At 57.9% G+C, this 25709-nt stretch carries 15 protein-coding genes; 4 read left to right on the plus strand and 11 right to left on the minus strand.

The genetic code is table 11. The features are described 5' to 3' along the window. Window positions 1-32: 32 nt before the first annotated feature. From xylG to LOY67_RS16040, 3 genes are all read left to right on the plus strand, one after another. Complete coding sequence (gene xylG, locus LOY67_RS16030) at window positions 33-1589, plus strand: D-xylose ABC transporter ATP-binding protein (RefSeq protein ID WP_265063426.1); 1557 nt, start codon at window positions 33-35, stop codon at window positions 1587-1589. Beyond that, window positions 1590-2726, plus strand: coding sequence for a sugar ABC transporter permease (locus LOY67_RS16035; protein ID WP_265063427.1), 1137 nt, complete (start codon window positions 1590-1592; stop codon window positions 2724-2726). A 401-nt stretch (window positions 2727-3127) separates the two neighbouring features. After that, window positions 3128-5500 carry a putative bifunctional diguanylate cyclase/phosphodiesterase gene (locus LOY67_RS16040; protein WP_265063428.1) on the plus strand — a complete coding sequence of 791 codons (2373 nt, stop codon included), beginning with the start codon at window positions 3128-3130 and terminating at the stop codon, window positions 5498-5500. Between the two features lie 4 nt (window positions 5501-5504). On the opposite strand, the gene LOY67_RS16045 is transcribed toward LOY67_RS16040, so the two are convergent. The 3 genes from LOY67_RS16045 to LOY67_RS16055 form a co-directional block, all read right to left on the minus strand. Then, window positions 5505-5942 (minus strand): phosphate ABC transporter substrate-binding protein, encoded by a 438-nt coding sequence (locus LOY67_RS16045; protein WP_265063429.1) that lies wholly within the window; start codon window positions 5940-5942, stop codon window positions 5505-5507. 11 nt (window positions 5943-5953) lie between these two features. Beyond that, window positions 5954-7192, minus strand: coding sequence for a hypothetical protein (locus tag LOY67_RS16050; protein WP_265063430.1), 1239 nt, complete (start codon window positions 7190-7192; stop codon window positions 5954-5956). A gap of 178 nt (window positions 7193-7370) precedes the next feature. Then, window positions 7371-9260 (minus strand): ATP-binding protein, encoded by a 1890-nt coding sequence (locus LOY67_RS16055; protein ID WP_265063431.1) that lies wholly within the window; start codon window positions 9258-9260, stop codon window positions 7371-7373. A 416-nt stretch (window positions 9261-9676) separates the two neighbouring features. Here LOY67_RS16055 and LOY67_RS16060 point away from each other — a divergent pair, with 416 nt between their 5' ends. Beyond that, window positions 9677-9949, plus strand: a complete 273-nt coding sequence (locus LOY67_RS16060; protein ID WP_024780354.1) for a hypothetical protein — start codon at window positions 9677-9679, stop codon at window positions 9947-9949. 147 nt (window positions 9950-10096) lie between these two features. Here the strand turns inward: LOY67_RS16060 and LOY67_RS16065 are convergent, their stop codons facing one another. From LOY67_RS16065 to LOY67_RS16100, 8 genes are all read right to left on the minus strand, one after another. Continuing rightward, window positions 10097-10651, minus strand: a complete 555-nt coding sequence (locus LOY67_RS16065) for a hypothetical protein (protein WP_265063432.1) — start codon at window positions 10649-10651, stop codon at window positions 10097-10099. 72 nt (window positions 10652-10723) lie between these two features. Then, on the minus strand, window positions 10724-11014 hold the full coding sequence (locus tag LOY67_RS16070; protein ID WP_265063433.1) for a hypothetical protein: 291 nt from the start codon (window positions 11012-11014) through the stop codon (window positions 10724-10726). 411 nt (window positions 11015-11425) lie between these two features. Next, entirely contained in the window at window positions 11426-11824 is a 399-nt protein-coding gene (locus LOY67_RS16075) for a hypothetical protein (protein ID WP_265063434.1), read from the minus strand. A gap of 127 nt (window positions 11825-11951) precedes the next feature. Next, complete coding sequence (locus tag LOY67_RS16080) at window positions 11952-12098, minus strand: hypothetical protein (protein ID WP_265063435.1); 147 nt, start codon at window positions 12096-12098, stop codon at window positions 11952-11954. Window positions 12099-12191: 93 nt separating this feature from the next. After that, complete coding sequence (locus LOY67_RS16085; protein ID WP_265063436.1) at window positions 12192-12395, minus strand: hypothetical protein; 204 nt, start codon at window positions 12393-12395, stop codon at window positions 12192-12194. A gap of 155 nt (window positions 12396-12550) precedes the next feature. Continuing rightward, window positions 12551-13744 carry an IS4 family transposase gene (locus tag LOY67_RS16090; RefSeq protein WP_265063437.1) on the minus strand — a complete coding sequence of 398 codons (1194 nt, stop codon included), beginning with the start codon at window positions 13742-13744 and terminating at the stop codon, window positions 12551-12553. Between the two features lie 264 nt (window positions 13745-14008). Then, a complete protein-coding gene (locus tag LOY67_RS16095) occupies window positions 14009-14383 on the minus strand; it encodes a barstar family protein (protein WP_265063438.1) in 375 nt (124 codons plus the stop codon). Window positions 14384-14396: 13 nt separating this feature from the next. Next, entirely contained in the window at window positions 14397-25580 is an 11184-nt protein-coding gene (locus tag LOY67_RS16100; protein ID WP_265063439.1) for a filamentous hemagglutinin N-terminal domain-containing protein, read from the minus strand. Window positions 25581-25709: the final 129 nt, after the last annotated feature.

Here is a 25709-nt window from a genome sequence, read left to right on the forward strand (position 1 = left end):
TATGTGTAAGTCCTTCTTCACGAGTCCTTGCCATGTCCGACTACCTGCTGCAAATGAACGGCATCGTAAAAACCTTCGACGGTGTCAAAGCCCTGAATGGCATCGACATCAAGGTCCGGCCGGGGGAATGCGTCGGCCTGTGCGGTGAGAACGGCGCCGGCAAATCCACCTTGATGAAAGTCCTTTCGGCGGTCTATCCATACGGCACCTGGGACGGCGAAATCCTCTGGGACGGCCAGCCGCTCAAGGCACAATCCATCAGCGAAACCGAAGCCGCCGGGATCGTCATCATTCACCAGGAACTGACCCTGGTACCCGACCTGTCGGTGGCCGAAAACATCTTCATGGGCCACGAACTGACCCTGCCCGGCGGGCGCATGAACTACCCGGCCATGATCCATCGCGCCGAAGCCTTGATGCGGGAACTCAAGGTGCCAGACATGAACGTCTCGCTCCCGGTATCGCAGTACGGCGGTGGCTACCAGCAACTGGTGGAAATCGCCAAGGCATTGAACAAACAGGCGCGCCTGCTGATCCTCGACGAGCCGTCATCGGCCTTGACCCGTTCGGAAATCGAGGTGCTGCTGGACATCATCCGTGACCTCAAGGCCAAGGGTGTTGCCTGTGTCTACATCTCCCACAAGCTCGATGAAGTGGCGGCGGTGTGCGACACCATCTCGGTGATCCGCGACGGCAAGCACATCGCGACCACCGCCATGGCCGACATGGACATCCCACAGATCATCACCCAGATGGTCGGGCGGGAAATGAGCAACCTCTACCCTACCGAACCCCATGACATCGGCGAGGTGATTTTCGAAGCGCGCCACATCACCTGCTACGACGTCGATAACCCCCGGCGCAAACGGGTCGACGACATTTCGTTCACCCTCAAGTGCGGTGAAATCCTCGGCGTCGCCGGGCTCGTCGGTGCCGGTCGCACGGAACTGGTGTCGGCGCTGTTCGGTGCCTACCCCGGGCGTCATGAGGGTGAAGTCTGGCTGGATGGGAAGCCGATCGACACCCGCACGCCCCTCAAGTCGATCCGCGCCGGCCTGTGCATGGTTCCCGAAGACCGCAAGCGCCAAGGGATCATTCCGGACCTGGGCGTCGGCCAGAACATCACCCTTGCCGTGCTGGAGAATTTCTCGAAGCTGACCCGCATCGACGCCGAAGCCGAACTGGGCAGCATCGACAGGGAAATCTCGCGCATGCATCTGAAGACCGCGAGCCCGTTCCTGCCGATCACCAGTCTCTCCGGCGGCAACCAGCAAAAAGCCGTGCTGGCGAAGATGCTCCTGACCCAACCCCGCGTGCTGATTCTCGATGAACCCACCCGTGGCGTGGACGTCGGCGCCAAGTACGAGATCTACAAGCTGATGGGCGCGCTGGCGGCCCAGGGTGTGTCGATCATCATGGTGTCCTCGGAACTGGCCGAAGTGCTGGGGGTTTCCGACCGCGTGCTGGTGATCGGCGAAGGCCAGTTGCGTGGCGACTTCGTCAACCACGGACTCACCCAGGAACAAGTGCTCGCTGCTGCGCTCAGCCATCCCGATGGCCATAACAATAATGATCGGAAGTCCGCGTAGATGAATCAGGTCAAACAACTCTTCACCCGCTACAAAATGCTCGCGCTGGTGATCGCCGTCGCGATCATCTGGTTGTTCTTCAGTTGGCAGACCGACGGCGGCTTCCTGACCCCGCGCAACCTGTCCAACCTGCTGCGGCAGATGTCCATCACCGGGATCCTCGCCTGCGGCATGGTGCTGGTGATCATCAGCGGCGAAATCGATCTGTCGGTGGGCTCATTGCTCGGGCTGCTGGGTGGCCTGGCGGCGATTCTCGATGTGGTCTATCACATACCTTTGCTTGCGAGTCTTAGCCTTGTTGCCCTGTGCGGCCTGGTCATCGGCCTGGCCAATGGCTTCATGACCGCCTACCTGCGCATCCCGTCGTTCATCGTGGGGCTGGGCGGCATGCTGGCGTTTCGCGGGATCCTGCTGGGCATTACCGGCGGCACCACCATTGCCCCGGTGTCGCCGGAGCTGGTCTACGTCGGCCAGGGCTACCTGCCGCAAAGCGTGGGTATAGCGCTGGGCGTGCTGCTGTTCTCCCTCACCCTTTTCCTGACCTGGAAACAGCGCCGCAACCGTGCACTCCATGGCCTGGCGGCACACTCCCTGGTGCGTGACGTGCTGCGCGTGGTGGCGATTGGCGCGGTGCTTGCGGGGTTCGTCCATACCCTCAACAGCTACGACGGCATTCCGGTTCCGGTGCTGCTCCTGCTGGTCCTGCTGGGGGTGTTCAGCTACGTCACCAGCCAGACCGTGTTCGGACGACGCGTCTACTCGGTGGGCAGCAATATGGAGGCCACGCGCCTGTCCGGCATTAACGTGCAGGCCGTAAAACTGTGGATCTTCGGCATCATGGGCGTGATGTGCGCCCTCGCCGGCCTGGTCAACACCGCACGCCTGGCAGCCGGCTCACCCTCGGCCGGCAACATGGGCGAACTCGACGCCATCGCCGCCTGCTTCATCGGCGGCACCTCCATGCGCGGCGGCTCGGGCACTGTCTATGGCGCTCTTCTTGGCGCGCTGGTCATTACCAGCCTGGACAACGGCATGTCGATGCTCGACGTCGACAGCTACTGGCAGATGATCGTCAAGGGCAGCATTCTGGTGCTGGCGGTTTGGGTGGACGTGAGTACCCGGGTGGGGCGGCGTTGATGGGGGCCTAGCCTTCTGAAAATCTTGTAGGAATTCTCCACCCGTGGCGAGGGAGCTTGCTCCCGCTGGGGTGCAAAGTAGATGAACTTGTGGCGAGGGGATTTAGCGAAACGTCGCACCGCCCCGCTGGGGCGCGAAGCGCCCCCAAAACCTGAGCATGCGGTGTGTCAGACGGGTTGAGGGGGGCTGCTTCGCAGCCCAGCGGGGATAAATCCCCTCGCCACAATGAATCGGGCCAAGTCTAAGTCAACAGCATTGTCCCCTGACGAGAAGATTCAGCGAAACGTCGCACCGCCCCGCTGGCTCATGCGGAACAAGGGGAATATCTGGTCTATAGTTTCCCTCTAATCAATTGATGTTTTTTTCGCACGGACGCGCCGGTGTCATTCAGGGAGCACATCATGTCGATCCAACGGACAAGTGGACTGAGACTGGCTCCCGGTATCACGGCATCCGCAGATACGACCGCCAAGGAAACGAGCCCTGCCTTCCGGTATGGGCTCGGCCACCTCAGGGAAGCCTATATCCTGCTTCCGCTGTTGTCCGTCCTGCTCCTGCTTGCCCTCTGGTCCGCCACCCTGTACCTCATCAAGGTCGAACAGACCCGTGCCCAGCGCAACGCAGCAACGGTCAGCCAGGAAATCGGCGCCACGTACGAAGCGCAGATACTGCGTGCGGTGCGTGAGATCGACCAGACCCTCAAGCTCGTCAAATACACCTACGAGGCCGAGGGCGAGCGCAACCCGCTGCCCCGGCTCAAGGAGCGGGCGCTGCTGCCACCATCGCTGCTGTTCGATGTCAGCGTGGTCAACGCCGACGCCAAGCTGATCGCCAGCACCCGGGCGAACGAAACGGGACCTGCCAGCGACCCGGATGAGCTGCGGACACTGCGCAACAACGATACGCTGCTGATCAGCCGCCCCTGGAAGGACCCTTTGACCGGGGAGTGGCGCTTGCGCTTCAGCCGTCGCCTCAACGCCTCGGATGGCTTGTTTTCGGGTGTCGCCAGGGTCGACGTCGATGCCGCATATTTCACCAGCAGTTACGACGCCGCGAAACTCGGTGACCGGGGCGTGCTCGGGCTGCTGGGCACCGACGGCGTTTTCCGGGTGCGGCGCACCGGGGAATCGATCCGGGCTGGCGATGCAGTCGACTACGGGGCGCTGGTCCCGGACAGCGAGGACATCCAGACATTGCTGCTGACCAATAGCTGGGACGGGGTGCGGCGCTATACCAGTGTCCGTCAGCTCTATGACCTGCCCCTGGCGGTGATTGTCGGCTTGTCCGAAGAAGAACAACTGATTGCGGTGAACCGGCAAGCCCAGACCTACCTGCGGCGAACGGCCGGGGCCAGCCTGTTGCTGGTGCTCCTGGCCGGCCTGCTGAGCCGGATGAGCTGGCAGCTTGCGCAAAGCCGGCTACAGGCCGCCGAAGCCAAGGTGGCCTATGCCGAACGCGTCGAATACCTCGCCTATCACGACGCCCTCACGGCGCTGCCCAATCGCAGCCTGTTCAGCAAACTGTTGATTCAACACATCCGCGAAGCCAATCGTTACCAGCGACAAATGGCCGTGCTGTTCCTTGACCTTGACCGTTTCAAACAAATCAACGACACCCTCGGCCATGATGCCGGCGACCAGTTGCTGCAAGAAGTCGCAAACCGCCTCAAGGCCTGCCTGCGCGAGAGCGATATCGTTGCCCGGCTGGGCGGTGACGAATTTGTGGTGTTGCTGCCACAACTGTCGGATGAAAAGTATGTGGCGACCACCGCCCAGAAGATCCTTGCGGCGATTGCCCGGCCCTTCAATCTTCGAGGGCAGGAGTTTCGTGTCACCGCCAGCATCGGTATCAGCCTCTTTGCCCGGGACGGCCTGGACGAACAGACCCTGAAGAAAAACGCCGATATCGCGATGTACCAGGCCAAGCAACAAGGGAAAAACACCTTCCAGTTCTACTCCGAGAAACTGAACGCGGAGTCGTTGGAACGGCAGACCCTGGAACTGGGCCTGCGTCATGCACTGGAGCGCAATGAGTTCCGGCTGCACTACCAGGCCAAGCGGGACATTCGCGGTGGCCAGATCACCGGCATGGAAGCCCTTCTGCGCTGGGAACATCCTGACCTGGGGCTGGTGGCGCCCATGCAGTTCATCCCGGTGGCCGAAGAAACCGGCCTGATCGTGCCCATCGGCAAGTGGGTGCTCAGGACTGTGTGCGAGCAGAACGTGGCCTGGCAACAACAGGGCCTGCCGCACCTGTGCATCGCTGTGAACCTGACGGCCCGTCAGTTTGTCGATGAACATCTCTTGAGCGACCTTGCGACGATACTGGCAGACACCGGCATGGACGCCCACCTGCTGGAGCTGGAGATCACCGAAAGCCTGCTCATGCAGGATGTGCGGAAAACCCTGCAGGTACTGACCGGACTCAAGGAACTGAATATCCGGATCGCCATCGATGACTTCGGCATTGGTTACTCTTCGCTCTCGGCGCTCAAACAGTTCCCGCTCGACTCGATCAAGATCGATCGCTCATTCATCCGCGATGTCACCAGCGTGGCGGAAGACAAAGCCTTGACCGAGGCCATCATCACCATGGGCCGGAGCCTCAGCCTGACCGTGGTTGCCCAGGGCGTGGAAACCAAGGAGCAAGCCGATTTCCTGCGGGACAATGCCTGCGACGAATTCCAGGGGTTCTACTTCAACAAGCCGGTACCTGCCGATCAGTTCAAGACATTGCTGCAAACACAGGCAGCACGCCCCGCCACAGACGTGTAGGTGCTCATTGCGGATCGGACGGCAAGACCCTGACGCTGCCATCCACTTCACGCGCATCGATGTAGCCGATGGCAGCGGGATTGCCGGCGACATGTTTCTTCACTTCCGCCCCGTTTGAAACCGTCTCCGGAGGCTGGCCCCGACCGGTAAAAATGATCTTCGACCAGTGCGTCTTGAGTTGCGCGGCGGATTTGCCGGTGTAGGTGGTGTAGAACTCATCGCGAACAGCGGAGCCTTCAGGCAAGTCGATCGGAATGGCCTGTCCGCCCTCGGGAAAACGACTGGTCTTGCCGAGGAAAATATTCGCCACCTGGTTATCCGCCAGGTTTTTTACCGGGCTGGTCGCCGAGACGACCACCACCACATCAGCCATGACGAACGTGCTGGCTGCATACAAGGTCATTCCTGCCACGGCGCGTCCGGTGCGCTTGAGAAACCGCATGATCGGCCTCATCAGAAGACAAAATCGACAGCGAGGCTGAGCACGCTGAACGAACCGCCCGGCTCGAAACCCGGCTGGAAATTGGTCAGCGGGCCCGTCGTGTTATCACCCAGGCGCGTGTGGTCGTACTGCAATTTGGCATCCATGTTTTTCGTGAAATCCCAGCGTACACCAAGAGACAGGGTTTGCTGGCGGGTGCCGGAGCCCAGGACGGCGTTGAGCGTCCCGTTGAGTTCCCCCGCTGCATCTGCCAGGTCCGGTGGCAGCGTTGATGCGTCCAGCCCGTCGGTGGACGTTGCGCTCAGCGTTTTTGACCGCGCGTAGGTGACATAGGGCGTGAACGCGTTGATCCGGTATCCGCTACTGACGTACCAGGCACTCATCTCGCCAAACACCGCATGGCTGTTGAAATGCCCCCATTCGCCCATGACGAACCAGTCGCCGGGATCATAGATGGCCCCGACGCCGACGAAATTGAAGTCCTTGCCCTTGGTGTCGTAGCGGTCGGCGATGGCGTTGCCTTCTTCGCCGAACTGCCGGAAACCATCAAAGAGCGGATTGAACGGCTCGTAGGTCAAGCGCGTGTGCTGATAGGTGATGCGCGTGGTCAGGGCACCGTATTCGGTCAGGTTGGAAACGCCCCACGAGCCCCTGGCCCGGGTCTCGCCCCCGTCATTGGGCATGCGGACCGTGCTCTGCCCGACGTTGCCTTGCACGGTATTGATGATATCGCCCATGTGCAGCCTGTAGCTGATGTCCATGCCATCGGTCGCGGTGACGGGGATCATGCTGTAGACCTCCCCCGGTGGACGCACCCAGGGAAGCGTGTAGCCGACTTTGCGGGTGTCGGAGAACAGGAAGGCCGGCTGCACCGTGCGGCCGATACGCAGGCTGAAATCGGGCGTGACCTGATACTTGAAGTTCGCCCATTCGACGTAGGGACGGTAGCTGTTGTCGTAACGCTGCTCCGAAATCACCTGCACCACCGCCGAGAGTTCCGGGGTGAAGCGTGCCGTCACTTGCGCACCGATCAGGCTGTCGACATCGGCACTCCAATTGCGCGCGTGTCCGGCGCCGTTGGGCTTGTAGATGCTGGAGGTGTAATCGGCTTTCTTCTCGCTGGAATGAACCACGCCTACCGTGCCGAAACTGCTCACGGAAAACGTCGGCCCATTGGCGTCGGCGGCGTTTGCCGTGCAGGCATACAGCGTCATCAGGGCCAGGGTCAGCGGATGGAGTCTGGGCGCCATGGAGTCAGTGTAGCCTCGACAGGAGAACCCACCCATCCAGGCAGGCTAACGCGCTGGGACCTTGTTCGAGATTGCCTGAAGGGTTGCCTGAAGGAATTGCCACCATTCGTTCCAGTCCTTATGACGCCGGCTCAATACCATGAGCGAATTGTAGACGACATAATCCAGCGTGCCCGGATCATGCAAGGGTCGCCTGGCCCACCCCCTTGATGGGCAACTCCAGAGTAAACGTGGCGCCCTGCCCCGGCCCCTCGCTCTGGACCCTCAGCACACCGCCCATTTCCATCGCCGCCAAGACACAACTGTGCAAGCCGAACCCATGGCCCTCTTTGCGAGTGGTGAAGCCATGGGCAAAAATTCGCGTCAGATTTTCTTCGGCAATCCCTTCCCCATTGTCGATCACCTGGATGATCAGCTTCTGCTCCGGCGTCAGCTCGGTATGAAGCGTAATCAGCGGCTGTCGATCCGACATGTTGACCATCGCACCGCTGGCATTCTTGATCAGGTTGACCAGGATCATCAGCACTCGATGCTTGTCCAGTTGCACGGCGGGCATTGCGGAAAAATCCTTCTGCACCGTGACCCGGCGGGCCGTGATGATGCCGGCGTTCATGCGCAACGCGTCCTCGATCAACGGCTCGATCTGGACGCTCTCGCAGAGACTGGAAACGCCCGAGTAGGACTGCTGGGCCGCGACCACTTCCTTGATGTGATCGATGCTCTTGGCCAGTTGCTCCAGTTCATCGGACATGCTTTTCTGTTCGACAGCCAAGGCTTCCGTCACCTGATTCAGATACCCCGGCAGCAGCTTGCCCTTATCGTCTTCAGAGAGGAACTGGCCCAGGTCCGCAGCATGCTGGTTCATCAACTGCATCGCCTTGCTCAACCCCAAGGCCTTGCTGGTGCGCAGCTTTTGCGTCAGCACTTCGGCGGAGACATTCACGCTGTTGAGCACGTTCCCGACATTGTGCAAGACGTTGGTAGCGATCTCGGCCATGCCGGCCTGACGGGCTACCGCCACCAGTTGCGTCTGGGCCTCGGCGGTGCGCAAACGGCTTTGTGCGAGCTGCCAGCTCATCCGGCTCAGCAACGCCACCAGAAACACCAGCAGCAGGCTGCCTCCTGCGGCCCGCCACTGATAGGTGTGGGCTTGCCCGGTCACGGCGGCCAGTTGTTCCTCCTCGGATAACCCGACAATCACCGCCAGGGGCAGGTCGTAGAGCTGACGGGCACTGGTGTAGCGCCGCACACCGTCCCAACTGTTGGTCAACAGTTGCGCCTGGGTGTCCTCGCTGTCCGGGACCAACGCCGCATAATCGACCGCATCGCCGGCCTCGATCGACTCCCCGGTGCGCCGCACCCGAAAGACGCCATCGGTGCCCAACAGCCCGAGCACACCCTGGTCCCCCAGTTTCGAGGTGTCATAACTGCTGGCGAAATACGCCGCATCGACCTCGACCCTGGCGACACCCGAGAAGGAGCCATCCGGCGCGTCGAGCCGACGGCTGAAACGCAGCCGCCATTCATCCGTCGAAGGGTCTTTCCAGGGGTGGCTGATCAACAGCGTGTCGTTGTTGCGCAACGTTCGCAGCTCATCCGGGTCGCTGATCGGTCCCGTTTCGTTCGCCCGAGTGCTGGCCACCAGCTTTGCGTCGGCATTGACCACGCTCACATCAAACAACAGGGCCGGCGGCAACAACGCCCGCTCCTTGAGCCGGGGCAGCGGATTGCGCTTACCCTCGGCCTCGTAGGTGTATTTGACGAGCTTGAGGGTCTGATCGATTTCGTGAACCGCCCGCAACATCTGCGCTTCGTAGGTGGCGCTGATCTCCTGGCTGACCGTGGCGGCGTTGTACCTGGCACGCCCCAGCTCACTGTTGATGAGGTAGAACGTCGTCATCCAGATCGCCAGCAACAGCAGAACCGCCAGCAACGGGAACAGCACGTAGGCTTCCTTGATATGACCCAGCCCACGCCGAAAAAACCGCCCCATGGCCCCGGACGCTGTGTCCGTTGACGGGGTGATACCGGAGGCCAACCTCAGTCCATCTGGCCGTTGAAACAACATGCTGTGCTCCCTGCGTTGTATCAGCACTTCAGGTTAGCGGGCACCCAGGCGATGCCAGGAACTCTTGCGGCGTCCATGCGAGGCAGGTTGCCGATGGGTTTGGGGGAAACTATAGATCACAAATTCGGTGGGCGAGCCCGGTTCTGGTCATCGAACCTGGACTCCGGAAAGACCGCACCACCCTGTGGCGAGGGAGCTTGCTCCCGCTCGACTGCGCAGCAGTCGCGTTCTTTGGCTGGTCCTACGCAACCCTTAGCCAATGCCAACAGGAGGTAGGCCGAAATCCTACGTGAAGGTCGGAAAGTGGAGGCTTGTGGTGCTTTGAGAGGGAGGCCAGTATTTGCTCGTCGCCTAAATGGCGGCCAGGTTTGGCGACCTGAACAACAGAGAGTCATCCATTCACCGAGGCTCTTAATATGACTAGATACATGCCCATCACTGGCATCGACTGCACCCCCGCAACCCTGCTCATCGACACCGAAGCGCCGCTCGATGTCCTCTTCGAAACTGCCGACTACCGTATTCGTAGCGTGACCCAGGTGTTGGAGAATATTGCGTTTCGCTCAGAGATCGGCTCGGATACGGTGGTGCTATCTGATTTTTGCAAAATGCTGACGATAGCGCTGCGCGATGGGTGTGATGTGATGGATGTGATTGGGAGGCGGTTGCGGGAGCTGGCTGCCGAATAATCAAAGCGGGCGACTGAAGGTCGTCCGCTTTACTCTCAGGCAGTATGTACTGGCGGTTCGTCAATATTCCAACTTCTTGATTTTGCGTAAGAACATTCGGGGAGCCCTCAGGGACAGATTTGCCTGTCCCTGTTTTCCCCGTTTCGATTACCTAGGAACAACGACAGGAATGATCATCGGCGAAGGCGGCGCGGGTGGGTTGATCATGCCTTGGCTTTCCACCACCGGCACGCCTTTGCGCTTGATGCTTTCGAACAGACTTTCCGTGGCCGCTCCATCGACATACCCCCCTTCGTCAATGGATGCACTGAGCGCCAACTGACGGCGCTCCTCGGTCAGTTGGAGCTGCTTGGTCCGCACGAAGGTATATAACGAAATTTCTTTCAGCGCCGTTAGATCTACATGGGCGATTTCGACGTATTTCATCGCCTTGGCGTCCCATCCCTGCATATAAAGCCCCTTGGAGTTCAGCGCATAGGTGCAGAAATAATAGGTGCCCGTATTCGAGCCTGGGGTTGAAACAACCAAGGAACAACGACCGTGCTGGAGGATGGGATCGGTCAGCTCAGGATAATCTTTGACAAGTTGCGAAGGGAACTGCGTGCGGTCGTAGTAGATCGTGGCTTTGTCGTAGGGTGTTGTATTGCAAGCGGATAGAAGCATTGTTGTTGATAGGAGGAGAGACGAGTAGAAATGACGCATTGGTTATCCTTAGGTGATTAATTTAGAGCGTGTGGAGGCTAAGACGGAGATGCCCTGTGTGTGTGCGCCGTTCTACAAAGCAACTAGAGAAATGGGAAGTTCAACACAACCACCATCGACGTAGCCCCAAGATATCGCAGACAGCTTTTTAGACACCCCATGATCAAACGGCATAAGCGACATTAAAAAAACCTCCAATTCATCACTGCATTCAACTCCCCTTATACCTCCACTCTCATACAGCCTTCCCACTAGACTAAACTCAATACCATCAACCAGAAAAACATAGGTCATTTCACAAGTAACTTCCGAGTAAACCATGAACCAAACGAAAACACTACTGCCTAAAAACGGAGCGACCATTCCAAACCTCCTTAAACCGCTCAACTTCCATCTTATATTGAGCACCGCCAAATGGATCTTTAATATTCTCAAAGATCAAAGAAGGGGACAGATTTGAACGGCACTTACTTAACCTTCTTCGGATGCCCATTCTTCCTGACCTCAGCCCTTGCTAATCGACGTGTTTTCATCAATGTCTAGTCCTGAAACAGGTGTATACCTATTTCAGGACTAGACATTGGGATCCCTCAGAATCCGTCCCCTTTTTTGGTCCCTTTTTTTGCACCACCGCTAACAATAACCGCCCCAACCGCTCTCGGCTAATTACCCACGTAAAGCTGCCAATCCGGATGGTAAGGATCAGCCTTATTTCGTCCGTAATAGTGGCAAGGCTAGCTGGCTTGGGAGCTTCCGCTGTTGCTTTTGCGCCAACTATACTTTAGGAGATATCTGCCTCATCCAATCCTCTCGAAGCCCAACCAAAATATTCATAACATTAGAATAAGTCAAGAATGGTAAAAATAACGCAAAATTAGAGAAGCCACATTTCACATCTAAGGGAACGTAAAAATCAACGTCCCCCGAGCGACTCGCATTCGAAAAAAGTTCTACACCCAGGTGACTTTCAATACTAGAAATATCAGCAAACAACAACTTATTTGCAACCTCATCATTCCCAAAGACAAAACCGTCAACATATACATTCAACCTTCCACCCTCTATTTCAGTAGAAAATAAAATTTCACCCTCTTCAGCTTCCTCATAAAAGACCCCACGACCTAAGGCCTCAACATTTCTCATCCTTTTTTTAAGTGTTCGACGAATCCTCATTGTCTAACTCCTTTTAAAAAATCCCTCAAGCCAGCAGAAAAAATTACTCTGACAGGTCGCTATGCATCCCCCAGAAGGCTCAAAGCTTGGGACAAGTAGTTTTGATAGTGTTAATCAGAATTTTTCCTTAGCTTTCCTGCGACTGGGACTGAGCATAAGCAAGCATTTTCTTCAATGGTCCTGCTAATTCAGCGGCCCCATCAGCACCAACGCCGATGAATCCTTTCGAAGTCCCTATCGCAAACTCATCAAATGTTATTTTACTTCCGCTCATGGTGACTCTTGGAGAGTAGATGGTTCCTACACCATTAGCTGCATCAAAAAACACTTTACCTAATTCCTTAGGTATTTATTTTGCACCAAAAAATTAATTTTGTGGGCTCGGGATGACCTCTTGACCATTTATAAACACTGAAACCACGCTACCTTCCCAACCATAAAAAATTATTCCTTTATCGAAATACTCCACTTCAAAACTTCCATCAACTGCCCCCCCTTGCCCCACGACATCAACCGACACTCCGGGATCAAGACAGTATTCCTCAGCCCAAGGCTCGATAATAAGCAGCATGACTTCAGATGTTCCATTGATGCAGCTTATTTTCATGGCGTCTTTTAATTCCAGTTATCTAAAATTTTCTGCATAAGCTCAACACGATTTTTTGCAGTAATATTATTTGCATTCCTATGAAAAAAGGGGACAGATTCTGAGGGATCCCCACAAATCTACTCCAATGCCTGCGCCTCTTGATGTACCTCTGCGCGCAGCGCGTGCTCAAGCCTCTCCAAGGTGCTTCGAGAATTTGAGCCGCGTCCGCTGCGCCAGTATTCCAAGCCCAGCCGCCAAAGCGATAGCACTCGTCGGCGTTTAAGGCTGTTGCTTTGAAATCGGCGCTCATGACCCGCCTCGCGGGCCTGCAACCCCGTTAAACAAATGATGTAATTAGCCAGAGCCGAGATCAGCAAAAGCACTTCGATTCGGCGTGGGCAGCGACTCCGATGGCGAATGATGCCTACCCCAAAATACTCACTTTTTACATCCCTGAAGCCTTCTTCTATCTGCATGCGCTGTTTATAAATGGCCACGATTTTCGATGGGTTCCATTGATCTTCCGGCAGGTTGCTGGCCAACAACCAGGGCTCTCGTTCACGATTGGCCGATTGCCTACTGAGTTTGTTTTTGGCAATTGAGCCGGTGACACGCTGGTGTTTGCGACCCTTTGCCGAATGCCTAACGCAATACAGATGAATGATGTGCGGAGCGCTCTGGGTCATCTCGATCCGTCCCAGTGACTTCGGTGAGGACGATGCCAAAGCGTAGAGGCTTTTAACGGGTAGCCAAGTGTCTGCGTCGTTTCGGTAGAGATCCCGATTACGTACACGTCCCACGTAATACCAGCCTTGCGCTTCGACGGCTTTGATCCATGGCCGGCGAAAACCTGCATCAGCCACAAGGATCGGAACGCAGTCTTTGGGGAGCATTTCGGCCAGCGTTTGTAGCAGTCGTTTTTGATATTTCGGACAACCCTCGCGTTCGTGAACACTCTCGTAGATCGGGAACGAACGTCCTGCCAAAGGGACGGCAGCGCGCAACAAAAAGAACTCTCCAGCCGCATCAATAGGTGACCAGTCAACCAGGATCAACGGATGCTTCAGCGAGCCCAGCAATGCTCGCAGCATGACCCAGTAGAACAACGGGCGCTCGGTTCGCAGATGCCGATTACCCAGCAACCGATCCACTCGCTTGATGGTGTGTTTGGGATAGGCTTTGCTCGGCAAGAATCGACCAAGCCCCGTCAGAGTGAGCCGACGTCCTCGGAGTAAAGCGCTGACACAACACATCAACGTTTTCAGACGATGAGAATGAACATCGGGAAGTGCCTGGGCGAGCGCGCTGTGTAAGAATCGGATGGCCTGCATGGGTCGGGATCTTGTTTTGTGTGGTGCAACACAAGCTGCCGATTCATGCAGGTCTCTTCAATATTCCAACTTCTTGATTTTGCGTAAGAAAATTCGGGGATCCCTCAGAATCTGTCCCCTTTTTCGTCCCCTTTTTCCGTTGATGAATGCGGCGCTGGAAGGCATCGGTATCGTCCTGCTACCGCAGACACTTGCGATCGTTCCCACGCTCCAGCGTGGCAGTGACCATTTCCCCTTGAAAAATTAGGCCGCCACAATTCGCATCTACCCCTTTAGGATATCTTCGATTTTCATTTTATCGGAACAGCGAAAAACCACTTCAAGTTCATGTGCATCATCACCATGCCAATCAAGCACTGAATCACGCAGAATCTCCAAATATATTTTCAGTTCTTTTCTATCTAATGAAGGTAAAGCCTCGTGAAAGACCACTATTTTATGGCAAGGAATCCACTCAAAATCCCTCAAGCAATCATATAACGCGTCCCAATTAAACCCAAAATACCCCGGAAACCATAGCAAATAATACAACGACTTAATAAGTTCATCCGACACGCCTATACCAGGATCAACCCTGACATAAAACACCTTGGCCGAATCGTAGGAAGGCGCCTGCTCTGTAAAAACGAAAGGTAGCATTTGCAACTCCTTCTCAATTCTTTATTAAAATAAAGGTTTTATAATGATCTGACGTATAATACATCTCCCCCCCCTTTCCAACAACTATACGCTGCGGCCCAGGCCCTGAGATGCCAGGAGAAGGATGCACATATTCCTTATAGTACCCCGCAGGCTGCACTGGCAGATCCCCTCCGTTATTCTTAAATACAGAGCCATCGTTTTTATGCGGATAGGAACCACCTGATTTTATCCGATCTAATGTCGGACCCAGATCCACAGTACCTTGGTAGACTTTTCCTGTTTTTTGATCAACAACTGTTGCGCCTTCAATAAAGCGAGTATTTATCGGACATGGCCCAGTGTTGTGTACCCATGTTTTCAGTTTACCAACATAGAACGTATGACCGATATCGACCGTGAGGTTGTAAGTTTTGCCTTGCGGTTGAAACAGTTCCAGCGACGTGACCCGTGTCGATACATTCTCGCTTGAACCATCCCCTAAAGACTGGAGCAAATCGCCCGCTTCAAGGTCAATAACGGGAATAAAGTCATGCTTTGCCGGTACATAGAACGGATGCGACGGCGTTACCAGCAGCGTTTCACTCTCAGCCGCACCGTCTTTACGGATGCTCGTGAGTCTGAGCTTGTAGATAGGCTGGTCGGAGCGTTTGTGGGTCGCTAGAATGGCGGCCGCAAATGGCTCACCTCCGTTTTCAGGCTTGCTCCAGACGGTGTCGCCAACCTTGAGCGTTTCGATCGCCTTGGCACCCGAAGGGGTGGCGACCATGGTGCCGGCAGCGAAGCAGCACGGTCCTTTTCCGGCCCCTGGATTCACACCGAGCCCATCGGCATCCGTCGACACACCATTGCCGGTTTTCCCGCCTTTACCAACGCCCGCAACAACCTTGGTCCCCCACCCCTCGGTCAGCAACGTATTGCCCATGTTGCTGATCATGGCGGCTCTTTCGGCCACGCTGAGTTTGCGACCTGCCGCATCGTCCAGCCAGGAGGTCTTGTTCTCCCACTCCTTGAGATTGGCGCTCTCGGCGGGCGTCAACCAACCCTCCTTGATGTACTTGGCCGTGATGATCTGGTCATCGGTCACATAGGTATTTCCCCAAGGGTCATACCCTTGGGCCGGTTGTGCAATCAGCCCTGGATTGCCCACCAGCATCCCTACCATGTCATAGGAGACCTTGTTCCGGTAGAAGCTGAGCAACTCTTGCGCAACCGGGTCGTCCATGGCAATGGTGTTGGCTTTCAGGCCTTCGACACAGGCCCGGGTTTCGCACAGGTCGATCAACTGCGAACGTTCGGCCGAGATCTTTTCAAACTTGCCTATCAGGTCGCGCTGCTTCGCTTCGGTGCAATTTCTGCCGGACTTACAGGCCTTCAGTTCGTTAAGCAACCGCTCGGCGGTTGGGTGGTCGAGGCTGTTGAACTTGGTGGCCTGTTGGGCGACCCAGCCCGCCACTTCCTGTTCTTTATCAGAGCCGCCTGCGGCTGCCGAGACCGTTACGCCGATCAATTGCGAGGTCATTGCCAGCAGTTGATCATGCATGTCCCCCACGAAGATCTTGTCGCCGACCGCGGCGACAAACGCCTCATTGGCACCAGCTGCCAAGGCCCCAGTCCGGAAGCTGCCTCCGGCCGCTTCCGCGATCAGCCCACCGACAATCGCATGTGCACCAACCTTGGCCGGAATCCCGGTGAATTCCAGCTGGGTACCCAACCGGTTATAGATGGAGGCCGACAGGACATCCGCGGCCGCGCTGATACTGGCCTGCGCCAGATTGTTCTTGAGGCTGCCACCATTGATCGCGGTATTGGTGACCGCACCAAAGCCCTTTTCAGCCAAGGTGTAACCGACAAACTTGGTCAGGCCATCGGTGCTGGCCAGTTCAAAGCCGTGGGTCGCTTTACTGGCATTTTCGGCGGAAACACCGAACGCCTTATCCAGAACACCCGATGCAAAACCCGCAGCCAGCCCACTGGTCAAATACCCCTTGAGGCTTTCCGTCGAGGTGACATCCTTGAGGACCGCACCCAAGTTGCCCTTGTTGTTTATCGTACTGACTACCGACTGGACCACGGCAGCGGTGTAGGCTGCCGATGCGGCCGCACCAATCGCCGCGGCGGTGGTCGCACTGATCCCCACAGCCGTCGCGGCCCCGCTTGCGCTGGCGCCAACGGTAGCGGCAGTTCCCGAACCCGCCGTCAGTACCGTCACGATAATAACCACCGCCAGCATTGTCCCCGTGCCCATGCCGGAGTTGCTGTATTTGAAGGAGTCGTGGACCTCTTTCACGCGCTGCCAATCGACATCGCCACGCTGCTCGGCTTCTTTGAGCCAGGCCAACTGAGGGTCCGCCTGAACCATCGCATCAATGGTCTGGCTGACCGTCTTCTGGTCAATTTGCTTGATGTCGATATGCACGCCCTTGGCGGCGGTGATCGCCAGGGAGCCCTTGCTGATCAATTCGCTCTGACGCAAGGTTTCGTCGGTATGCCCCTTACCCTTCGAGGAATTCCACGCGAGGCTGTTATTGCTCTTCTCGTGGCTTTCCTGGCTCAGATCCTTGACGCCCTCGAAGGTGATGGCTCCGCCACTTCTCAGCGTCAGATCCGCGCCACTTTCAAGCTTCGCGACCTGATAACGTTGGTCACCACCACTGACAAGCGTCAGATCACTCCCCGTGGTGATCTGGGTGCCAAGGTTGATGGTTTTGGTCACCTCATCGTGTCTGGTCTGCTTGCGCCCCCAACTGCCCTTTTTCTTTTTGTCATACAGCGAGTAATCCGTGTCCTGGGCCGCCAGTACATCGAGTTGTCCAACCGCTGCCAGGTAGGCCTCGTTGCCGGCATTGATTCGACTAGAAATCAGCGCCATATCTTTGCCGGCATTGAAAGTAACGTCTTGCCCCGCGCTCACGACACTGGAAATTTGCTTGACGTGATCTTCCTGTATCGTGACTTTCTTCGACTTGGAATACGAATGGCTTTCATCGGCGGCCGAAGCCACCGTAAGGTTTTCGCCTGCGCCGAAATCGATGTTCCGATTTGCCTCTATCTGGCTGGCAACCACTGCCAGATCACGCCCTGCCTGGACAGAGAGGTCACGCCCCACCGTCAGATCCGAGCCGTACTGGGTAACGTTGCTGCTCTTGGCGCCGGCCACAACGCTGTTGTGCTGTTCGGCGGCCGCGATGAAAGCATCCCGACCGGCGGTGATCGTGGTGTCGCCACCACTTTGCAAGGTGCTGCCCGTGCTGACGAAATCCCGCGCGGCCTTGACGGTCAGGTCGTTCGCAGCTTCTATTCGAGACCCGCTGTCGACATACTCGCTGTGCGCATTTTCTCCCTTGTAGCGTATGTCGGTGCCGGTCACCATGCGCTGGTTGATAACGTCACCGGCAATCGCAGTCATGCTGACATCGCGCCCCGCGATGACTCCGCCCGCCTTGTTAATGATGTCGTTACCGGCTAGCAGGTCCAGACGGTTACCGGCCTCGATCAGAGCACTGTTGACCTGGTCGTTGCCGGCCGTGGCCGCCAGGTTGTTGCTGGCACGCAGGGTACCAGCGTTGTTCAGGTCCTTGCCGGCGATCAGCGTGACATCCGAGCCCTGGATCAGCGCGCCGTTGGCAGCCAACCGGTTATTGGCATTGGCCATGTACAGCACGGGCACCAGTACTTTCTCGCCGTTCACCTCGTGCTCTTCGAGCCAGACGATATCGTGGGTCAAGGCGGCGACTTGCTGGGCGGAGAGGGTCACGCCCATCGACAGGTTGAGGGCGTCCTTGCTGGCGATGGCGTTGTTCATCAGGTACTTGAACAAGCCTTCGTCGGTGGTCTGGCCGTCGATGAAGCGCTGGCCGGTACGGGCGGTGACCGCCTGCTGGATCAAACGCTGCTCGAACAGGCCGTCGCCCAGGCGCTTGGCGCTGGTGTCGGCGTCATAGCCCAGTTGCGTCAGCAGATAATCCGAGCTGGTGAACTGTTTTAGATTGGTGAGGACCGGGTTGGTCTCGATCAGGTATTTGTGAGGCTTCGAGGAGACGGTTGAGCTCGGCAGGCCCGTGACCCGTGTCAGGGTCTGGCCGGATACAGGCGCATTGACCGAGGCTCCGGTAACCGGAATAGTGGAAGCGCCGGCACTGTTGCCATTCGATAGCTGCAACTGTTGATTGGTGGCGGAAATCTGGGTGGCATCTGCGACCTGGAGAGTGCGCGTATTTGCGGCTGGGAAGCCGGTTGGACGGGCCGATGTGCCCATGTTGGCACTGCCGATGGTCCAGTTCTGCGATACGCTCGGAGTCTGGGATGACGCGTCGCTAACACCCTGCCCGCTCAACCGGAACAGGCCGTTTTGGCCGGTTGGGAGGGTGAAACCTGGGAGCGTCAGGGGGTTTATTTGTTGTTGGGCCAAGTCCGGTGGCAGTTGGCTGTTGAGGGTGACGACCGTGGTTCTGCCTGATCCTGACGCTGTGGTAGTGGCGGTACGTGGTGAAGCTAAGATACCGGCAGAGAATGGGCGCTCGACGCCATTGGTAACTTTGTCTGTTGCGGTGATGGAGACGTTGCCGCCAGCTTGGATGATGGCGGGCACCATGTTATCGGACGATGTAGATGAGACAACTACCTGATCGAACGGTGTAAAACTCTTGATGAAATCAGGCAACTCAATTCGTATACCTGTTGAGTACTTAGACTCTGTAAACTTAATTTCGGTGCGAACCCTTTCTGCAAGTAAGCCGATATTTATAGAAATCGGACCAAATCGCTGAAAATATTCATTCTCAGACGGTTTCGACGCACTTCCCTGTATTTGCGTATAGGTAGTCGACTCTACGCCTGCCGCATTCCAAAAATGCATACCACCATTATAGTCAGCATCATTATATATGTTGTATATTACAAGATCAGCCATATTCCTATAAGTAGGCTCATCATATGAATAATACTTCTTACTTACATAATCCCCCAGCGCTGCGCCAGTATTCTCAAAGTCACTCACGGAAATATTTACATTACCTCCGGCAGACACTGATGAATTAGAGTTCAAAAATGATCCACCTTTAACAACCAAATTTCCAGCAGTCGCCAATGAAGCGGCTTTGGAACTTACATCTCCCGAAACCATTACTCTGTATTTCTGTTCATATACATAATACGAGGCCGGCTGCCGATCATTCCCATAGCTCGGAAGAGCATTGCATGCATAGCAACCAAACCCTATCGCCGAAGAATACACTTCAGCCTCAGTCTTAAATTCCCCCCACTTATTAATAATCGAATCCGCATTAATAGAAAAATCCCGACCACTCTCCATCGTGCCCGAATCATTTTCCATTAACGCCGAGCGCCCTCCCTGATCATTCAGCGCGATATCAATATCACCCAGCGCATAAACATCCGACTTACGGTTGGTCAAACTCCCCACCCGCAGCTTCATATCCGCACCGCTGAACAAAAAACCACCTTGATCGTTCAGCAATGTAGAAGCCGTCAGCTTCAACCCATCTGCACCAGCAATCGTCCCATGGTTAGTGACCGTGCCCGCATTGATGTTCAACGCGCCAGCCGATGTAAGCCGCCCATCATTGTTCAGGCTACCCAGGCCACCGCGCCCGCCAATCGTTGTGGTTCCACCGCCGGTGATACTTGCCACGCTGCTCAAGTCGATCGAAGCGGCATCCACCGTCATGTCACCCAGGCTGGTGACCCGGCCATTTCCGCTGTATCGACCCGTGAGTTGCAACTCCAAGCCACCATCGCTGGCGATCACACCGTCATTGGTCCAGTTGCCACCTGTGCCAATCAGGCTGCTGGAAGCCAGCAATTGCCCGGTCGACGTCTGGGTGAAGTTATTGACGTTGATACTCAGCGTGCCGGCTTGCAGCACGCTGCTGTTGGTCCAGCTATCCGCGCTAAGCGTCATCGCACCGCGGGTGACAAAGCTCCCGCCGGCGTTGATGACGTTGTGGGTGGCAATGCCAAAGTTGCCGCTGCCAACATGCAGGACGCTGCCACCCGTATTGAGCAGGTTACCGACACCGAGGCTCAATTCAGTGTTGGCGGTTTCCAGGGTCCCGTTGCGGTTATCAAACAACCCACCAATCTGAAAATCGGTCTTGCCACTGGCACCCAGCGCCCGCAACTGTCCGGTCTGGTTATCCAGGCTCGCCGCCTTGATCGCCAGGGTGCTGTCACTCTCGATGATACCCAGGCGGTTGTTCAACGCCCCGGTTAGGTCCAGATCGATCTGGCTACCCGCAATCTGCCCGTCGTTGTCGCCGCTGTTGTCGAAATCATTGCCGGTGACGCTGACCTTGCCCTTGGCATAGAGCCCGCCGTTGCGGTTATCGAAGTTGCGGGTGTTGACGATGGCATCGCCGGTCTGCGCCGAGATGCGTCCGCCGTAGTTGTCGAGGCCGCCCAGGGCGGTCAGGTTCAGGCGCTGGGCCTGGGTGATGCCGCCCTGGCGGTTGTTGTTCAGGTCGTAGCCGTTTTTCAACACGCCGGTCAGTTGGGTGGTGAGCAAGCCTTGCAGGCTGGCGAGCACGCCGCCACGGTTGTCCAAGTGACGGGCGACCACCATCAGGTCGCCGGCCTTGGCTTGAATCCGACCGCTCTGGTTGTCGATGTCGTTGGTGACAGTCAGGGTCATGGCGCCCTGGCTCTGCACGGTGCCCTTGCCGTTGGTGAGGCTGGCGGCGCCGATCTGCACGCCGCCGTTCTGGCTGTAGATCAGGCCATCGGCGTCGTTCTGTACCGTGCCGGTGCTGGTCAGGATGAGTTGATCATTGGCCGCGACGGTGCCTTTGTTGCGGTTGTCCAGGCCGGCGGTGAGCAACGTGAGCAGGCCCTGACTGGCGATCTGGCCACCCTGGTTGTCGATCTGTGTGGCGCGCTCGACCCGCAGTGGGCCGACGCTGGCGAGCTTGCCGTTGGTGTTGGTCAGGGCGCCGAGCAGGTCGAGGGTCACGGCGGCGTTGCCGACCAGGGTGCCGCCAGTGTTATCCAGGTTGGTGCCGGTGAAGCTCAGGGCACTCTGGGCGTTGACGGTGCCGCCAGCGTTGCCCAGGGTCATGGCGTTGATGACCAAGGCGGCGCCGCTGTCGATCAGGCCGCCTTGGGCGTTGTTGAGCAAACCGCCGGTGACGGTCAGGGTCTGCTCACCACCGCTGGAGAGAATGCCGCCGCCGTTGTCCAGGCTGGCGGCGCTGACGGTCAGTTGTTTCTTGCCGACCAGTGCGCCGGCATTGCCGTTGAGCAGCGCCCCGCTGAGGGTGACGCCGATATCTTCGTCGCGGCTCGACAAGGTGCCGCTGTTGCGGTTGTCCAGACTCGCGGCGGTCAGGCCCAGGCCCTTGAAACCGGACAGCAAACCACCCTGGTTGATGACGTCACGGGCGCCCACGGTCAGCACGCCGTTGCTGATGAGTTGGCCGGCGCTGTTGTCCAGGTCGCGGGCGCTCAGGGTCAGGTCCTGGCTGCTGGAGATTTCGCCATTGCGGTTGTTCAGGTCCCGCAGGTGCTTGAGGTCGAGAATGCCGGCAGTGGTGATCAGACCGGCGCTGTTGTTGAGGTCGCCGGTGGCGGCGCCGAAATCGATGGCGATGGCGCTGCCCAGCAGCGAGCCTTGCTGGTTGTTCAGGCCACTGGTGGCAATGGTCAAGGCATCGGTGGCGCTGATCAGCCCGTTGCTCTGGTTATTCAACGGGCCGCTGAGGGCCAGGTCGAGGTTGGCGCGGCTGGTCAGGGTGCCGCCGTTGTTGTTGAGGCTCGCGGCTTCGACGTCCAACGCAGCGGCGGCGATCAGGCCCTTGAGGTTGGTCAGGGCGTTGTCGATGCGCAGGGTCAGGGCCTGGTTGCTCAGCAACTTGCCGTTGTCGTTGTCCAGGCTTTGTGCGGCCAGGGTGAACGCCTGGGCGCTGGAGATCTCGCCGCCGTCGTTGTTGACGGCCTTGAGGTTCTTGAGGACCAGCAGCGGTGCGTTGATCAGGCCGCCCTGGTTGTTGAGCTGGCCGTGGTTGAGGTCCAGGGTCAGGGCGGTGTTGCTGAAGAGTTGGCCGCCTTGCTGGTCCAGGCCGGACACAGCGGCAGTCAACGCGCCCTGGCTGCCAATGCGTCCGCCGTCCTGATTGGTGACTTGGGTGGCCTTGAGGTCCAACGTGCTGCCGCTGTTGAGACGTCCCTTCTGACTGTTGTTGAAAGCGCCGGTGGTAACGCTCACCGCGCCTTTGCCGCTGATGGTGCCCTGCTGGCGGTTGTCCAATGTTTGACTGGTCAACAGCAACGCACCGTCGGTGACCAGTTCACCGCCCTGGTTGTCGAGCGAGCCCAGGCTCTGCACAGTGAGATCCGCCGCACTGGACAGACTGCCGCCGGTGTTGCTCAGGTTGGCTGCGGTGACATTCAACGTACCTTCACTGCTGAGCTGGCCCTGGGTATTGATCAGGTCGCGGCTCAGGGTGATGCGCTGGTTCTGTAGGCTGCTCAGAAAGCCGCCGCTGTTATCCAGGGCGCCACCATCCAGGGTCAGGCCGGTCTTGGCGCTGAGCAGGCCTTTGGTGCGGTTGAGCAAGGCGTCCACGGTCAGCTTCAGCATCTGCCCGGCGTTTACCTGGCCGCCATCGCTGTTGTCGAGGTGCTGGCTGACCAGCGTGACGTCTGCATTGCCCGTCAGTTCACCGCCACGGTTGTCGAGATCGTCCACGTTGAGATCCAGCGCTTTTGTCGCGCCGATCAGGCCCGCCTGGCGGTTGTCGAGGCTGCTGGCCTTGAGTGTCAAGGCGTCGGTGCTGATCAGCGTGCCTTGGCGGTTATCGAAGGCGCCGAGGGTGGCCTCGAGTCCGGTCTTGCCGGCGATGCTGCCGGTGCGGTTGTCCAGGCGATCGGCGACCAGTAGCAGCGCACCGTCGGCGATCACCGAGCCGTGCTGGTTGTCGAGCAGCGTATCAACCGTCAGGTCGAGTTGGTTGTGGCTGCTGATCAGGCCGTCGCTGTTGTCCAGGTTGGCGCTGTGGCTGTCCAGCGACGCCGCCGAAATCACACCCCGGGCGTTGTTCAGCAGTTGCGCCGTCTTCAGCACCAGACCTTGATTGCTCAGCAGCTTGCCGCCGCGGTTATCCAGGTTCTGCGCCGCGACAGTGAACGCCTGCTGGCTGGAAATTTCGCCGCTCTGGTTGTTGACGTCCTTGAGGTTGCTCAGCAGCAGCGCACCCGACGTATTGATCAGGCCGCTCTGGTTATTCAGCAACCCTTGGTTGAGGTCGAGGGTGAGACGGGCATTGCTGAAGAGCTCGCCGCTCTGTTGATCCAGCCCGGTGACACTGGCATCCAGGGCTTTGGCACTGGCAATGCGACCGGAGGCGTTATTCACCTGCCCCGCTTTCAATGACAGCGTGTCGTTGCTGATTACGCTGCCGCCCAGATTGCTCAAGGTGCCGGCACTGTCGATGTTCAGCGCACCAATGCTCGCCAACTGACCGGCGTCATTATTGATCTCGGCCGCTTTGACAGTGGCCGTGGCGTCGCTTCTCACGCTGCCTTTAGCGTTGAGTAATTGCCCCTGCAGATCCAGGTTCAACCCTTTTTGTGCGTAAAGGGAGCCTTGCCGGTTGTCCAGAGTCCCCGCGTCGAGCGTCAGCAGGCCGATCGATGACAGCAAACCCGCCTGATTGAGCAACTGGGCCGAGATGCTGGCGGTGAGTGTGCCATCCGCGAGCAAACGCCCTGCGCTGTTATCCAGCGAGGCGGCGCGTACCGTGATATTGCCCAGGCTGCTGAGCTGACCGCTGTTGTTATTCAACTGCCCGACATTGGCCGTCAGGTTGCCATTGCTGCTGACGGTGCCCTGGGTGTTGAGCAGTGTGTCGGCGGTGACAGTCAGCGTATTGCTGCTCAGTACCCGGCCAGTGTTCTGGTTGTCCAGGGTGCCGGCTTTTACCGTGCTGACCTGTCCGGCGCTCAAGGTCCCACCCTGGTTGTTCAGGGTTTGCGCCACCGTGGCCGTCAAGTTGCGGCTGGCGATCACGCTCTTGCCGCTGTTGTCGAAATTCTGCGCGGTGAGGCTGACATCACCCGTGGCATTGCGGGTGTTATCGGCATTGACCCCGGCTTCGATGACGCCGTTATTGGTCAACTGCCCACCGCTGCTCAAACTGATCCGGTCCCGTGCGGCGATGTTCTGCTGCACGTCCAGTGCACCGCTGGTTTGCAGGTTGACGTTGGCCCCGTAGACCGCGCCTTGCATGTTGGCGCTGGCGGCCTTGACGTTGACCGCGCCCGTGGCCGAGGTGTCGGCCAGGCTCAAATGACCGTTGGCGTCGAGCTGGATGTCGCCACCGCTGGCGATCAGCTTGCCGTCCAGTTTCACACCGACACCGGCCTCGGTGCCCACCAGTTTGATCGCCCCGGCGTACATGCCGCCCAGGGCCGAAGAGTCGATGGCGAGTTGCGGTTTGGCGCTGCCGTCGTCGGCGCGGGCGGTGGCGTTGAGGGTGGCGGCGTCGACGTCGTTGCGGCCGGCGACGATGGTCAGGTTCCTGGCCTGGATCTCGGCGTTGATCTTGGCGCTGCGGGTGATGATTTCGAAGCGGTCGACGTTGGTCGCGTTGAGGCCTGCGCCTTCGACAGTGACGCTGCCCTGGTCGACCTGGTAGCGACTCACCTGGCCGTTTTCAACAATCGGTTTGCCGGTGGTCAGGGTCGCTTGCGGGGTATTGATGAAGCCGCAGCCGTTGCAGGTGATGCCATAGGGGTTGGCGACGATGACATGGGCCGACTGCCCCGCCACTTCGGTATAGCCGTGCAACTGGCTCGGGCTGCCGCCGTTGACTTCGTTGAGGATGGTTTGCGCGGCCGCGCCGTTGAGGTTCGGGTTGCCGAGGATGATCCCGCCCAGTTGCGTGGACTGGGTGCGGGACGTGGCGTTGTTGAGGATGACGCCATTGGTGCCGACGTTGTACTCGGTGAACTGGTTATGGGAAAGACCACTGCCGTTGGGCGCGGCGATGTTGACGATGGGCATGCCATTGCCTGCCTGACCGAGGCTGGAGCCCGGTGCGCTGACCACAATGCCATCGGCCTGGGCCCACATCGGCTGCCAGAACATGACGTTCGCCAGCAGGAACGCCAGGCCGCGCTTGGGCATGCCGCAGAACAGGTCGCGGTTTGTGTGGGCAGCAGAAGGTTGGCGGTCGTCCATGATCAGGTCTCGTTGCAACAACTTTAAAAGAGGTTCGCGCGGCGCTTCGCGCTCGGTCAGGGAATCCGAGCTCTTCGGGTGTGGGCGAAGGAAGTGCCATCAAAATAGTGGCGCGATGGTAAAGAGCCA

The organism is Pseudomonas sp. B21-056 (assembly GCF_026016325.1).
GTDB lineage: Bacteria > Pseudomonadota > Gammaproteobacteria > Pseudomonadales > Pseudomonadaceae > Aquipseudomonas.